Raw genomic sequence first — 13,254 nt, 5'->3', positions numbered from 1 at the left:
TGTCAAACGTGCTCTTCCCGATGGCCTCGTCCACTCGGTGGAGGGCGCAAGGTTCCTGTTGCCTTCCGTCCCGGGCAGCGATTGAATGCGCCCAAGAAACATTCGCACCGGTATGTTTTCGGGCGACGAGGAAATGCTGATGCCGGGTATCGTCCCGGCCGCTGAGGAGGCTCAGATGGAACTGAGGTTCACCGACGAGGAGCTCGCCTTCCGCAAGGAGGTGCAGGCCTTCATCGACGCGAAACTGCCGCGGGCGCTGCGCGAGAAGCTCGCCGCCGGCCATCATCCGACCCGCGACGACATCGTCTTCTGGCAGCGCACGCTGAACGAGAAGGGCTGGGGCGTCGCCCATTGGCCCGTCGAATATGGCGGCACCGGCTGGGACGCGGTGAAGCAGTACATCTTCCTCGAGGAGATGATGATGGCGCCGGCCCCGCCGCCGCTCGCCTTCGGCACCTCCATGGTCGGCCCGGTCATCTACACCTTCGGCTCGGAGGCGCAGAAGAAGCGCTTCCTGCCGGGCATCGCCAATCTCGACGACTGGTGGTGCCAGGGCTTCTCGGAGCCCGGCGCCGGTTCGGACCTTGCGGGCCTCAAGACCCGCGCCGAGAAGGTCGGCGACCACTGGGTCATCAACGGCCAGAAGACCTGGACCACGCTCGGCCAGTATGCCGACTGGATCTTCGTCCTCGCCCGCACCGACCCGACCGTGAAGAAGCAGGAGGGCATCTCCTTCATCCTCGTCGACATGAAGACGCCGGGCATCACGGTGAAGCCGATCCAGACGATCGACGGCGGCCGCGAGGTCAACGAGGTCTTCTTCGACGACGTGAAGGTGCCGCTGGAGAACCTCGTCGGCCAGGAGAACAAGGGCTGGGACTACGCCAAGTTCCTGCTCGGCAACGAGCGCACCGGCATCGCCCGCGTCGGCATCTCCAAGCAGCGCATCCGCCGCATCAAGGAGATGGCGGCCATCGAGCAGCGCGGCGGGCGCCCGCTGATCGAGGACCAGCGCTTCCGCGAGAAGATCGCGGAGGTGGAGGTCGAGCTGAAGGCGCTGGAGATCACCCAGCTGCGCGTCATCGCCGGCGAGAAGAAGCGCGAGAAGGGCAAGCCGGATCCGGCCTCCTCCGTGCTGAAGATCAAGGGCTCGGAGCTGCAGCAGGCGACGACCGAGCTGCTCATGGAGGTCATCGGCCCCCATTCTGCTCCTTACGCGCCGGAGGAGCCGGGCTCCAACGAGCCGCCGATCGGGCCGGAATGGGCCCAGACCATCGCGCCGACCTATTTCAACGTGCGCAAGGTCTCGATCTACGGCGGCTCGAACGAGATCCAGAAGAACATCATCGCCAAGGCGGTGCTGGGTCTCTGAGCCCGACAGGCTGCACCCCGCGGCCCACGCTCCGTCATGGCCGGGCCTGTCCCGGCCATCCACGACTTGAACACCACCGTCGCTGAAGGAAGTCGTGGATGCCCGGCACAAGGCCGGGCATGACGACCACACCGCTTCAGCTTCGCACGGAACCCCACGGACAGGCTCCCGCCATGGATTTCGATCTCTCCGAAGAACAGCAACTCCTGAAGGACTCGGTGGAGGGCTTCCTCTCCGACACCTACGGCTTCGAGGAGCGCAAGAAGATCGCCGCGCTCCCCGGTGGCTGGAGCCCCGAGGTCTGGGCGAAGTTCGCCGAGCTCGGCATTCTCGGCCTGCCCTTCGCCGAGGAGGATGGCGGCTTCGGCGGCGGCGCCGTCGAGACCATGCTGGTCTTCGAGAGCTTCGGGAAGCATCTCGTGCTCGAGCCCTATCTCGCGACCGTCGTGCTGGCCGGCGGCGTGCTGAAGCGTGCCGGGTCCGCCGAGCAGAAGGCGGCTCATATCGCCGCCATTGCCGAGGGCACCAGCACCTATGCGCTCGCCACCACCGAGCGGCATTCGCGCTATGACCTCTTCGACGTCACCACCACGGCGAAGAAGGATGGCGGCTCCTTTGTGCTCGACGGCGAGAAGGCCGTCGTCGTCCATGGCGGCACGGCCGATCACCTTGTCGTCTCGGCCCGCACGGCCGGCGCGCGCCGCGACAAGGGCGGCATCGGCCTCTTCCTCGTGGCGGCGGATGCGGCGGGCCTGTCGCGCCGCTCCTCGCCGACCCAGGACGGCACCCACGCCGCCGAGGTGACCCTGTCGGGCGTGCGCGTCGATGCGGCCCATGTGCTGGGCGATCCGGAAGGCGGCCTGCCGATCCTCGAGGCGGTGGCCGACGAGGCCATCGCCGCGCTCTGCGCCGAGGCGGTCGGCGCGATGAGCGAGCTCACCGACGTGACGGTCGACTACCTCAAGCAGCGCAAGCAGTTCGGCATCAATATCGGCCAGTTCCAGGCGCTGCAGCATCGCGCTGCCGAGATGTTCGTGGCGCTGGAGCAGGCGCGCTCCATGGCCATGTTCGCGGCCATGACGGCGGCCACCGAGGATGCCCGCGAGCGCCGGGCGCTCGCCTCCGCGGCCAAGGTGCAGATCGGCCGCTCCGCCAAGTTCATCGGCCAGCAGGGCATCCAGCTGCATGGCGGCATCGGCATGACGATGGAGTACAAGGCCGGCCATTATTTCAAGCGGCTGACCATGATCGACACGCTGTTCGGCGATGCCGACCATCACATCAGCGAGGTCGCCGATTACGGCCGGCTGGTCGCGGCGGCCTGATCCGCTATACCCCTCGAACGCCTGGCCGGGCCCGCTGCGAAAAAATCGCGGCGGGCCCGAACCTTTTTCCGCGGCGGCGCGACCCATGGTCATTCGGGGCGACAGGAGCCCCCACCTGACAAGGACCACGACCATGAACCGCTTCAAGACCCTCGCTCTCGCCGCCGCCGCCGTCGCCACCCTCTCGGTGGGCGTCGCCTCCCAGGCCCAGGCTGGCCCCTGGCATCATCATCACGGCCGCGGCGTCGCCCTCGGCGTCGGCGCCCTCGCCACCGGCCTCATCGTCGGCGGCGCCATCGCGGCGGCCAACTCCCGCGCCTACGCTTCCGAGTGCTACCTGACCCGCCGCTGGGTCGACACCCCCTACGGCGTCGAGCGCCGCACGGTCCGCGTCTGCAACTGATCCGTCCCCTTCAGAGCAGATGCTTGGGAGCCCCGGTCGAAAGGCTGGGGTTTTCCGCGTCCGGGGTGCTGCCGGGGCATGTCAGCAATCCGTGAGCGCGTGCCGCAAAGGGGTCGACGCCGCACCGCGGCAGGACCACATTGGAGGGGCATCACGAGTCCCGTCCCTTTGAGCCCGCCGGCCCGGCCGGTGGGCGCCGCGCTTTTTGCAAGGTCTTCATGCTCCGCTATCTCGAAACCCGCGTCGATCCCGTCGCCGCGCCGCCCGGCGAGGGGCCGCCCGCGGGCCTCATCGCCTTCTTCTGGTATTTCATTTCGCAGGCGAAATGGCTTTTCGCGGCGCTCTTCGTCGTCGGCATCGCGGCTGCGCTGGTCGAGACGGCGATCCCCTATTTCATCGGCCGCCTGGTGGCGATCCTGACCTCGACGCCGCGCGAGGAACTCTTCGCCACGGCCTGGCCGACCTTCGCGACCATGCTCGGCGTGGTCCTGGTGGCGCGCCCCGCCATCCTGTTCGTGCAGCGCGCCATCTCCAACCACGGCATTTCAGGGCCCCTCAACACGCTGACGCGCTGGCAGAGCCACCATCACGTCATCCGCCAGTCGCTCGGCTTCTTCCAGAACGACTTCGCTGGCCGCATCGCCAACCACGTGATGCAGGCGGGTGGCGGCGTGCGCGAGACGGCGCTCGCCACCATGCGCTCCGTGCTGCACATCCTGTTCTACGGCGTCGCCGCGACCGGCCTGATGCTGGCGCAGGACTGGCGCCTCGCCCTGCCGATCCTCGTCTGGGTCGTGCTCTATGTCACGCTGCTCACCGCCATGGTGCCGAAGCTGCGCGACCGCTCGCGCGAGGCCTCCGCCAAGCGCTCGGCGGTCACCGGCAAGGTCGTCGACGGCTACACCAACATCCAGACGGTGAAGCTCTTCGCCCGCACCGCCGACGAGGACCGCTACATCCGCGACGCCATGCTGGAGATGAACACGGCGTTCCTCGCCCAGCACCGGGTCAACACGCTGTTCACGGTGCTGCTGAACCTGCTCAACGCCGCGCTCCTCGCGGCGGTCGGCACGCTCGCCGTGGTGCAGTGGCAGGCCGGCCGCGTCGAGATCGGTGCGGTGGCCATGGTGCTGCCGCTGACCATCCAGCTCATCAGCATGTCCGGCTGGGTGGCGGCGGAGATCCAGGGAATCTTCGAGAATGTCGGCGTGGTGCAGGAGAGCATGGGCTCCATCGCTCGCCCCATCACCATGCGCGATGCGCCGCAGGCGCGCCCGCTGGCGGTCACCGGCGGGGGCATCACCTTCGATCGCGTCACCTTCGGCTATGGCCGCAAGGACCGGCCGGTGATCGACGCGCTGTCGCTGACCATCCGGCCGGGCGAGAAGGTCGGGCTCGTCGGCCGCTCGGGCGCCGGCAAGTCCACGCTGGTGAACCTCATGCTGCGCTTCCATGACGTGGAGGAGGGCGCCATCCGCATCGACGGGCAGGACGTCCGCGAGGTGACGCAGGAGAGCCTGCGCCAGGCGGTGTCGGTGGTCACCCAGGACACCTCGCTGCTGCATCGCTCGATCCGCGACAACATTCTCTACGGGCGGCCCGATGCCAGCGAGGCGGAGTTGGAGGCGGCGGCGCGCCAGGCCCATGCCGACAGCTTCATCCCGGGCCTGCGCGACATTGCGGGACGCACCGGCTACGACGCCCATGTCGGCGAGCGCGGCGTCAAGCTGTCCGGCGGCCAGCGCCAGCGCATCGCCATCGCCCGCGTCATCCTCAAGGACGCGCCGATCCTCGTCCTCGACGAGGCGACGGCCGCCCTCGACAGCGAGGTGGAGGCAGCGATCCAGGAGAGCCTCGGCGACCTCATGGAGGGCAAGACCGTGCTCGCCATCGCCCACCGGCTGTCCACCCTGAAGATCATGGACCGGCTGGTGGTCATCGATGGCGGGCGCATCGTCGAGGAGGGCTCCCACGACGCGCTCATCGCCCGCCGCGGTCTCTATGCCCAGCTCTGGGCCCGCCAGTCCGGCGGCTTCCTCGCCGATCTCACGGAGGCCGCCGAATAGGGTGTCCCGGGGCCGGTATCCACATGCCGCAACGGCATGAGGCAGCCGGTCGCAGGAGGTTTTGCCTGCCTGTTTGGCAAGAAACGCGAGGTTCCTAGGCATCTTGCCGCCATTGCGGTCAAGGTTTGTCCTTGCCGTGGAGATCACGCGAATCCGCGTTGACTTCCGTTCCCGAAAACGCTCCGATCCCCGCTTCGTGAGCCGACCCCCTGCGAAGTCGGCCCGACAGAGAGTGGTACGCCAAAGGCGCGCGAGGAGTGAGGGCAATGAAGGAAACTGAAATCCGCGGCATGGTCGCCGACGTGAAGGAGGGCAAACTCTCCCGTCGTGACTTCGTGAACCGCATGCTCGCCGTCGGCGTCACCGCGCCGATGTCCTGGCACATCCTGGACTTCCACGGCGTGGCCCAGGCCCAGTCGCTGCCGCGCTACACGCCCACCAAGGCCGGCGGCGGTGGCCCGCTGAAGATCCTGCTCTGGCAGGCGCCCACCCTGCTGAACCCCCATTTCGCCATCGGCACCAAGGACCAGGAAGCCTCGCGCGTGTTCTATGAACCGCTGGCCGGCTGGGACACCGACGGCAACCTCGTGCCGATCCTCGCCGCCGAGATCCCCAGCCGCGAGAAGGGCACCGTCTCCGCCGACGGCCTCTCGGTCACCTGGAAGCTGAAGGCGGGCGTGAAGTGGCATGACGGCAAGCCGCTGACCGCCGATGACCTGATCTTCACCTGGCAGTATGCCGGCGACCCGGCCACGGCCGCGACGACGATCGGCACCTACCAGAACATCAAGGTCGAGAAGGTCGACGACCTGACGGTCAAGATCACCTTCCCGCAGCCGACGCCCTTCTGGGCCGACGCCTATGTCGGCGCCGCCGGCATGGTGCTGCCGAAGCACGTGTTCGAGCAGTTCAAGGGCGCCGCCTCGCGCGATGCGCCGGCGAACCTCAAGCCGGTCGGCACGGGCCCCTACAAGTTCGTCGACTTCAAGCCCGGCGACATGCTGCGTGGCGAGCGCAACACCGAGTATCACATCGCCAACCAGCCCTTCTTCGACACGCTCGAGGTCAAGGGCGGCGGTGACGCCGTGTCGGCCGCCCGCGCGGTCATCCAGACGGGCGAGTTCGACTATGCCTGGAACATGCAGGTGGAGGACGAGATCCTCCTGCGCATGGAGCGTGGCGGTCGCGGCAAGGCCATTCCGGTCGCCAGCGGCAACATCGAGTTCATCATGCTCAACGTCACCGATCCGTGGACCGAGGTCGACGGCGAGCGTTCGAGCGTGAAGACCAAGCACCCGACGCTGACCGATCCGGCCGTGCGCCAGGCGATCAACCTGCTGATCGACCGCGATTCCGTGGAGAAGTTCATCTACGGCCGCGGCGGCAAGGCGACCGCCAACTTCGTCAACGCCCCGGCGAAGTTCACCTCGCCGAACATGAAGTACGAGTTCAACGTCGACAAGGCGAACAAGATCCTCGACGACGCGGGCTGGGTCCGCGGCTCCGACGGCATCCGCGCCAAGGACGGCAAGAAGCTGAAGTTCGTCTACCAGACGTCCATCAACGCGCCGCGCCAGAAGACCCAGGCCATCATCAAGCAGGCCGCCCAGCGCGCCGGCATCGACCTGGAGCTGAAGTCGGTCACGGCTTCGGTCTTCTTCTCCTCCGACGTCGCCAACCCGGACACCTATTCCAAGTTCTACTGCGACATGCAGATGTACACGACCACCATGCTGCAGCCGGACCCCGAGCGGTTCCTGCTCCAGCTGGTCTCGTGGGAGATCGCGAACAAGGAGAACAAGTGGCAGGGCCGGAACATCACCCGCTTCACCAGCAAGGAGGCGGACGATGCGTTCAAGGAGGCCCAGAACTCTCTGGATCCGGCCCGTCGCGCGGCGCTGTTCATCCGCATGAACGACATCTTCTGCAGCGAGAACATCCTCCTGCCCGTTCTCGCCCGCACCCGCATGGCTGCCAGCAGCAACAGGCTCACACCCACGCTTTCGGGCTGGGATCTTGACCTGTGGCTCCTGAATGCGTGGTTCCGGCCCTCCTGAGGCCGGAACACCTCAGGTCCCGCTCAAGAGGAACCAGGCAGTTCACTTATGGGTACATACCTCCTCCGGCGATTGCTGATCGCCATTCCGAGCCTGCTTGGCATCAGCATCGTGCTTTTCACGGTGCTGGCGCTGGCTCCTGGCGATCCCTTCGAGGAGATGGCCACCAATCCGAACATCCCGCCCGAAGTGCGCCTCGCGCTTCGGGCAAAGTTCGGCATCGATGATCCCGTCTACATTCGCTACATCCGCTGGCTGACGGCGATGCTGCAGGGCGACTGGGGCTTCTCCTTCGCCAGCCGCGTCAATGTCGACGACCTCATCCTGCAGCGCCTGCCGGCGACGATCTTCGTCATCGGCTCCTCGCAGGTTCTGGCGCTCGCCATCGCGCTGCCGGTGGGCATCTACGCGGCGACGCGGCCCTATTCGGTCTTCGACCAGATCGCCAACACCTTCGCCTTCATTGGCTTCTCGCTGCCGACCTTCTTCACCGGCCTCCTGTTCATCCTGGTCTTCTCGATCTGGCTGGACTGGCTGCCCTTCGTCTTCCGGTCCGACATCGATGCGACCGGCTGGCGCTGGTACTGGGAGCAGATCCGGCAGGCGATCATGCCGGTCATGGTGCTCGGCCTGTTCCAGGCGGCGTCCTACACCCGCTATGTCAGGTCGGCGGTGCTCGACGTCATCCGGCTCGACTTCGTCACCACGGCCCGCGCCAAGGGCCTCGGCGAGAAGCGCGTCATCGTCAAGCACGTGGTGCGCAACGCGCTCATCCCGGTCGTGACGCTGGTCGCGCTGCAGATGCCGACCGTCTTCGGCGGCGCCATCGTCACCGAGCAGATCTTCCGCGTGCCGGGCATCGGCTCGCTGCTGATCAGCGCCATCCTGTCCAACGATACTCCCGTCATCATGGCCGTGACCTTCGTGTTCGCGTGCCTCGTCGTGTTCTTCAACCTCCTTGCAGATGTCCTCTATGGCTGGCTCGACCCCCGCATCGCCTTCCGCTGATCCGGCGGTGGCCGATATCGGTGTCCTCGCCAGGGCGGAGCACGTCTCGCCCTGGTTGGATGCCTGGCGCAAATTCCGCCGTCACAAGCTGGCCGTGGCCAGCACGGTGATCCTCGGCGCGATCATCCTTGCGGTGATCGTCGGCCCGTGGGTCTGGCGCGTCCCGATCAACGAGATCGATTTCACGGCGCGCCTTGCGCCTCCGTCGCCGAAGCACCCCTTCGGCACGGACGACCTCGGACAGGACCTGCTGGCGCGCATGATCTATGGCGGGCGTATCTCGCTCGCCGTGGGTCTTGCGGCCATGCTGGTGGCCATCATCGTCGGCGTGGTGGTGGGCGCCATCGCCGGCATCTCGCGCGGTCCGGTGGACGCGGCGCTGATGTGGGTGACGGACCTGTTCCTGTCGCTGCCGCAGCTGCCGCTGCTGCTGCTGATCATCTACCTGTTCCGCGATGCGCTGAAGGATCTCTTCGGCGTCGAGATGGGCGTCTTCATCCTCATCGTCGTCGTCATCGGCGGCCTGAGATGGATGCCTGTCGCCCGTCTCGTGCGCGCCCAGTTCCTGTCGCTGCGCGAGAAGGAGTTCGTCGAGGCCGCCCACGCGCTCGGCGCCTCGCGGATGCGGCAGGTGGTCCGGCACATCCTGCCGAACGCCATGGGTCCGGTGATCGTCGCGGCGACCATCGACGTCGCCGCCGCCATCATCGCGGAATCGACGCTGTCCTTCCTCGGCCTCGGCTTCCCGCCGGATATCCCGACCTGGGGTCGCCTGCTGTTCGACGCCAAGGACTTCCTGGACTATGCGCCGCACTGGGCGCTGTTCCCGGGCGCGGCGATCTTCATCACCGTGCTGACCATCAACTTCATCGGTGATGGCCTGCGCGACACCTTCGACCCGCGCCGCGTGCTCTAAGGGCACGCCGCACGGCCGGTTCATCCGCCGCGCTCCGCAAGGGGCGCGGCGGTTTCCGTTTCAGGGGGATCAGCCGCCGGGCGCCCCTTGGGTGTTCACATAGACCGCGTAGATGCCGCGGCCGGTCGCCATGAACAGGCGGTTGCGGTGGCGGCCGCCGAAACAGACATTGGCGCAGCGCTCGGGCAGGCGGATGCGGCCGATGGCCGTGCCGTCGGGCGCGAAGACCATGACGCCGTCGAGCTCCGGCGTCCCCATCCCCCAGCCGCACCAGAGATTGCCATCGACGTCGCAGCGGATGCCGTCCGGCGTGCCGCCGGGCCCCGCATCGACGAAGACGCGGCGGTTGGCGATGGCGCGGCCGTCGGCGGTGACGTCATAGGCCGCGATCAGGCGATGGGGCGTGGCGCGCGACTCGACGAGGTAGAAGGTGCGCTCATCGGGTGAGAAGCACAGGCCGTTCGGGCCGGCGACATTCTCGGCGACGGCGGCGATGCCGAGCCCGTCAGGGTCGATGCGGTAGACGTTCTGCGGCAGCTCCTGCGGAGCGGGCTCGCCCTCGTAGTGGCTCAGCAGGCCGAAATGCGGATCGGTGAACCAGATGGAGCCATCCGACTTCACCACGACATCGTTGGGCGAGTTCAGGCGGCGGCCCTCGTAATGGCTCGCCAGGACGGTGATGGACCCGTCGTATTCGGTGCGGATCACCCGCCGGCCGCCATGCTCGCAGGTGACGAGGCGGCCCTGGCGGTCGCGGGTGTTGCCGTTGGCCTTGTGGCTGGGCTTTCGGAAAACCGTGACGGCGCCGGTCTCCTCGTCCCAGCGCAGGATGCGGTCATTGGGAATGTCGCTGACCAAGAGGCAGCGCTGATCGCCCAGCCAGACGGGACCCTCGCCCCAGCGCAGGCCGGTGGCGAGGCGCTCCACCGCGGCATTGAACAGGCGGTACTTCAGGAACCGCGGATCGAGGATCTCGATGGACGGGTCGGGATAGATCGGGCTCGGCTCCCACATGCGCACCTCCGCGTGGCCGCTCTTCCGGCGGGTGGAGGGAGTGTCAGCCGCCCCAACCGGACGCGCAAGGACGGGAGGCGTCGGCCGCCCATGCGAAAAGGGCGCCCCGCGGGGCGCCCTGTCCATGGCCGGTTCAGTCCGGGTCAGTCGATGACCTGGACGATGCGGCGGGTGCCCGGCTCGACCAGGACCGTCCGGTTGTTGACGACCGTGTAGCGATACTGGGTCTCGCCGTACTGACGCGGCACCTCGTAGTAGGTCACGCTCGACGGCAGCTCGCGGCCGACCGCGACCTCGCCCTCGTAGGTGTAGGAGGGATGGCGGCGCTCCACGACATATTCGCGGAACTTCGGGCGGGACGCCTCGGCGATGCCGCCGACGATCGCACCAGCCGCGCCGCCGACCACCGCGCCCACCGGGCCACCGATCACGGCGCCGCCGACGGCGCCCGTGGCTGCACCGGCACCGACGCCGGGCGGAACGCCGGGCTCACGGGTCTGGGCGTTCGCGGGAAGGGCGAGGGCGAAAGCGCTGGCGAGCATGGCGCCGGCGAGAAGCTGTTTCTTCATGGGATCCTCCATCTGGAATGCCGGAAGGGCATGTCCTGACAACGTGCGGATCGGGATCCAGTTCGTATTTCCACATCACGGATCGTGACAATGCGCGACATGGCAGCCGTGCCCGGCCGATAGGAACGGAGGGTCAGGAGCGGCGCGCCAGCGGCAGCATCCGACCGAGCACGTCGTCGCGCAGGAGGTAGTGATGGCCGAGGGCGGCCGCGGCATGGAGGCCCGCCAGCAGCAGCAGGCCATGGGCCGCCGCCTCGTGGAGACCACTGATGACCTTGGCGAGGGCACGGTCGGCCGGCCAGGGCGATGGCAAGGACACGCCGAGAACCGAGACGTCGAGACCACGCGTCCACAGCATGAACAGGCCAAGCAGCGGCACCGCCACCATCACGGCGTAGAGCCCAGCGTGGGCAAGCCTGGCGGCGAAGGTGTCTGTGGTGACGGGGCGAGGCGAGAGCGCCCAGCGGCCCGCGCGCCAGGCGAGGCGCAAGGCCACCAGGGCGAGAACGACGATGCCGACCGATATGTGCAGGTTCTGCAGGCCCTGGCGCATCGCCCGCGGACCCTCGTCCTGCGCGAGGCCGAGCCCGTAGCACCCGGCGATGCCGATGGCGACGATCCAGTGCAGCGCGATGCTGAGGCGGTCATAAGCGGGGGAGGATGGGGTGGTCATGGCGAGGCCCTCGGATGGACTGGAGTCGGCCGGGGGCGCGCGACATGGTTCTCTTAGAATCATTCTAATGTATTGGCAAGAAGCGCAGGGGTGGAGCACGCGCAGCCGGTGCGCGCATATGCGCCGACAGGCCGCACCCTCTGTCCTAAGGACATGACGTGCCAGTCAGGTTTTCGATTGACTATGCTGACTGCGCCATGCAGCAATGCCGCCAACGCACGGCAAAAGAACAGAGTGCATGGTGGGAACGACCGACGAGATCATCCTCCAGACCCGTGGTCTGACGAAGGATTTCAAAGGCTTCACGGCTGTCAGCGAGGTGGACCTGGACGTGCGCCGGGGGAGCATCCACGCGCTGATCGGTCCGAACGGGGCCGGCAAGACGACCTGCTTCAACCTGCTGACCAAGTTCCTCATCCCGACGCGGGGGACGATCACCTACAAGGGGCAGGACATCACCCGCACCAAGCCGGCGGACATTGCCCGCCTCGGCCTCGTGCGGTCCTTCCAGATCTCGGCCGTCTTCCCGCATATGAGCGTGCTGGAGAACGTCCGCATCGCCCTGCAGCGCAAGCGCGGTGACAATTTCGATTTCTGGACCTCCGAAAGCGTCCTGTCCTCGCTGGATGCCGAGGCCGAGCGGCTCGTCGAGGCCGTGGGCCTCAAGGACTTCGTCCGCCACCAGGCGGTCGAGCTCTCCTATGGCCGCAAGCGGGCGCTCGAGATCGCGACGACGCTGGCGCTCGATCCGGAAATGATGCTGCTCGACGAGCCCATGGCCGGCATGGGCCACGAGGACGTCGACCGCATCGCCGAACTGATCCGCCGCGTCTCGGCGAACCGCACCATCCTCATGGTCGAGCACAATCTCTCGGTCGTCGCCTCGCTCTCCGACCGCATCACGGTGCTCGCCCGCGGCAAGGTGCTGGCGGAAGGTGACTATGCCACCGTGTCGAAGGATCCGCGCGTGATCGAAGCCTATATCGGAGCCGGTCATGGCTGACGCTGCCCTCGCAACGCCCGCCGCCACCACGGCCGCCCGCCCCATGCTGTCCGTGCGTGACCTCAATGCGTGGTACGGCGAGTCCCACGTGCTGCACGGCATGAGCCTCGACGTCGCCGAGGGCGAGGTCGTGACCCTGCTCGGCCGCAACGGCGCCGGCAAGACCACGACGCTGAAGTCGATCATCGGCATCATCAGCAAGCGGACGGGCTCCATCACCTTCGAGGGCGGCGAGACCATCGGCATGTCGTCGCGGGCCATCGCCAAGCTCGGCATCGGCTATGTGCCGGAGGAGCGCGGCATCTTCGCCTCGCTGTCGGTGGAAGAGAACCTGATGCTGCCGCCGCAGGTGCGCCCCGGCGGCATGAGCGTCGATCAGATCTTCGAGCTCTTCCCCAACATCAAGGAGCGGCTGAACAGCCAGGGCACCAAGCTGTCCGGCGGCGAGCAGCAGATGCTCTCCATCGCCCGCATCCTGCGCACCGGCGCCAAGTTCCTGCTGCTCGACGAGCCGACCGAGGGCCTCGCCCCCGTCATCATCGAGCAGATCGGCCGGACGATCGCCCGCTTGAAGCGCGAGGGCTACACCATCATCCTGGTGGAGCAGAACTTCCGCTTCGCCCAGACGGTCGCCGACCGCCACTATCTGGTCGAGCAGGGACGTGTCGTCGACATGATCCCCAATGACGCGCTCGACCAGAACATCGACAAGCTGCACGCCCATCTCGGCGTGTGAGCCCGCAACAACAAGAACAACCGACCCATCTGTTCTCTCTGGAGGAGACGACCATGACCTTCCGCATGAATCGCCGCTCGCTCATGGCCGGCGCCGCCGCCACCGCCTTCAC

Annotated in this window: 12 protein-coding genes; 9 read left to right on the top strand and 3 right to left on the bottom strand. The window is 67.3% G+C overall.

The genetic code is table 11. The features are described from left to right. Nucleotides 1–175 precede the first annotated feature (175 nt). The 7 genes from pimC (at nt 176) to C8P69_RS13775 (ending at nt 9,147) form a co-directional block, all read left to right on the top strand. Nucleotides 176–1,372 (top strand): pimeloyl-CoA dehydrogenase large subunit, encoded by a 1,197-nt coding sequence (gene pimC, locus C8P69_RS13805; RefSeq protein WP_108178132.1) that lies wholly within the window; start codon nt 176–178, stop codon nt 1,370–1,372. 173 nt (nt 1,373–1,545) lie between these two features. Beyond that, nucleotides 1,546–2,697 (top strand): acyl-CoA dehydrogenase family protein, encoded by a 1,152-nt coding sequence (locus C8P69_RS13800; protein WP_108177996.1) that lies wholly within the window; start codon nt 1,546–1,548, stop codon nt 2,695–2,697. 133 nt (nt 2,698–2,830) lie between these two features. Continuing rightward, entirely contained in the window at nt 2,831–3,100 is a 270-nt protein-coding gene (locus tag C8P69_RS13795) for a hypothetical protein (protein WP_108177995.1), read from the top strand. Nucleotides 3,101–3,318: 218 nt separating this feature from the next. Further along, a complete protein-coding gene (locus C8P69_RS13790) occupies nt 3,319–5,166 on the top strand; it encodes an ABC transporter ATP-binding protein (protein ID WP_108177994.1) in 1,848 nt (615 codons plus the stop codon). A 266-nt stretch (nt 5,167–5,432) separates the two neighbouring features. Beyond that, a complete protein-coding gene (locus tag C8P69_RS13785) occupies nt 5,433–7,223 on the top strand; it encodes a peptide ABC transporter substrate-binding protein (protein ID WP_108177993.1) in 1,791 nt (596 codons plus the stop codon). Between the two features lie 48 nt (nt 7,224–7,271). Then, the gene (locus C8P69_RS13780) at nt 7,272–8,231 is read left to right on the top strand and encodes an ABC transporter permease (RefSeq protein ID WP_108177992.1); all 960 of its coding nucleotides are present in this window, start codon (nt 7,272–7,274) and stop codon (nt 8,229–8,231) included. After that, the gene (locus tag C8P69_RS13775; RefSeq protein WP_108177991.1) at nt 8,197–9,147 is read left to right on the top strand and encodes an ABC transporter permease; all 951 of its coding nucleotides are present in this window, start codon (nt 8,197–8,199) and stop codon (nt 9,145–9,147) included. Before C8P69_RS13780 ends, C8P69_RS13775 begins: the two co-directional genes overlap by 35 nt. Nucleotides 9,148–9,216: 69 nt before the next feature. Here C8P69_RS13775 and C8P69_RS13770 read toward each other — a convergent pair whose 3' ends face one another. The 3 genes from C8P69_RS13770 to C8P69_RS13760 all read right to left on the bottom strand — a co-directional run bounded on the left by C8P69_RS13770 (nt 9,217) and on the right by C8P69_RS13760 (nt 11,403). After that, complete coding sequence (locus tag C8P69_RS13770; RefSeq protein WP_108177990.1) at nt 9,217–10,161, bottom strand: SMP-30/gluconolactonase/LRE family protein; 945 nt, start codon at nt 10,159–10,161, stop codon at nt 9,217–9,219. Between the two features lie 143 nt (nt 10,162–10,304). Beyond that, entirely contained in the window at nt 10,305–10,730 is a 426-nt protein-coding gene (locus C8P69_RS13765) for a DUF1236 domain-containing protein (protein WP_108178131.1), read from the bottom strand. A 133-nt stretch (nt 10,731–10,863) separates the two neighbouring features. Then, nucleotides 10,864–11,403: a cytochrome b gene (locus C8P69_RS13760; RefSeq protein ID WP_170118244.1), complete on the bottom strand. Its 540-nt coding sequence runs from the start codon at nt 11,401–11,403 to the stop codon at nt 10,864–10,866. 238 nt (nt 11,404–11,641) lie between these two features. On the opposite strand from C8P69_RS13760, the gene C8P69_RS13755 reads away from it, so the two are divergent. Both C8P69_RS13755 and C8P69_RS13750 read left to right on the top strand, forming a co-directional pair. Beyond that, nucleotides 11,642–12,406, top strand: coding sequence for an ABC transporter ATP-binding protein (locus tag C8P69_RS13755; RefSeq protein WP_108177988.1), 765 nt, complete (start codon nt 11,642–11,644; stop codon nt 12,404–12,406). Next, nucleotides 12,399–13,142 (top strand): ABC transporter ATP-binding protein, encoded by a 744-nt coding sequence (locus C8P69_RS13750; RefSeq protein ID WP_108177987.1) that lies wholly within the window; start codon nt 12,399–12,401, stop codon nt 13,140–13,142. Before C8P69_RS13755 ends, C8P69_RS13750 begins: the two co-directional genes overlap by 8 nt. Nucleotides 13,143–13,254: the final 112 nt, after the last annotated feature.

Origin of the sequence: Phreatobacter oligotrophus (assembly GCF_003046185.1) — a bacterium.
GTDB lineage: Bacteria > Pseudomonadota > Alphaproteobacteria > Rhizobiales > Phreatobacteraceae > Phreatobacter > Phreatobacter oligotrophus.
Note: the sequence above shows the minus strand (reverse complement) of the source record. Positions and strands in the feature narration are given on the sequence as shown.

Excerpts from the sequence above, each read along its gene's own strand:
- C8P69_RS13760 (WP_170118244.1), bottom strand. The coding sequence starts at position 11,403 with ATGACCACCCCATCCTCCCCCGCTTATGACCGCCTCAGCATCGCGCTG.
- C8P69_RS13750 (WP_108177987.1), top strand. The coding sequence starts at position 12,399 with ATGGCTGACGCTGCCCTCGCAACGCCCGCCGCCACCACGGCCGCCCGC.
- C8P69_RS13790 (WP_108177994.1), top strand. The coding sequence starts at position 3,319 with ATGCTCCGCTATCTCGAAACCCGCGTCGATCCCGTCGCCGCGCCGCCC.
- C8P69_RS13785 (WP_108177993.1), top strand. The coding sequence starts at position 5,433 with ATGAAGGAAACTGAAATCCGCGGCATGGTCGCCGACGTGAAGGAGGGC.
- C8P69_RS13775 (WP_108177991.1), top strand. The coding sequence starts at position 8,197 with ATGGCTGGCTCGACCCCCGCATCGCCTTCCGCTGATCCGGCGGTGGCC.
- C8P69_RS13770 (WP_108177990.1), bottom strand. The coding sequence starts at position 10,161 with ATGTGGGAGCCGAGCCCGATCTATCCCGACCCGTCCATCGAGATCCTC.
- pimC (WP_108178132.1), top strand. The coding sequence starts at position 176 with ATGGAACTGAGGTTCACCGACGAGGAGCTCGCCTTCCGCAAGGAGGTG.
- C8P69_RS13755 (WP_108177988.1), top strand. The coding sequence starts at position 11,642 with ATGGTGGGAACGACCGACGAGATCATCCTCCAGACCCGTGGTCTGACG.
- C8P69_RS13800 (WP_108177996.1), top strand. The coding sequence starts at position 1,546 with ATGGATTTCGATCTCTCCGAAGAACAGCAACTCCTGAAGGACTCGGTG.
- C8P69_RS13765 (WP_108178131.1), bottom strand. The coding sequence starts at position 10,730 with ATGAAGAAACAGCTTCTCGCCGGCGCCATGCTCGCCAGCGCTTTCGCC.
- C8P69_RS13795 (WP_108177995.1), top strand. The coding sequence starts at position 2,831 with ATGAACCGCTTCAAGACCCTCGCTCTCGCCGCCGCCGCCGTCGCCACC.
- C8P69_RS13780 (WP_108177992.1), top strand. The coding sequence starts at position 7,272 with ATGGGTACATACCTCCTCCGGCGATTGCTGATCGCCATTCCGAGCCTG.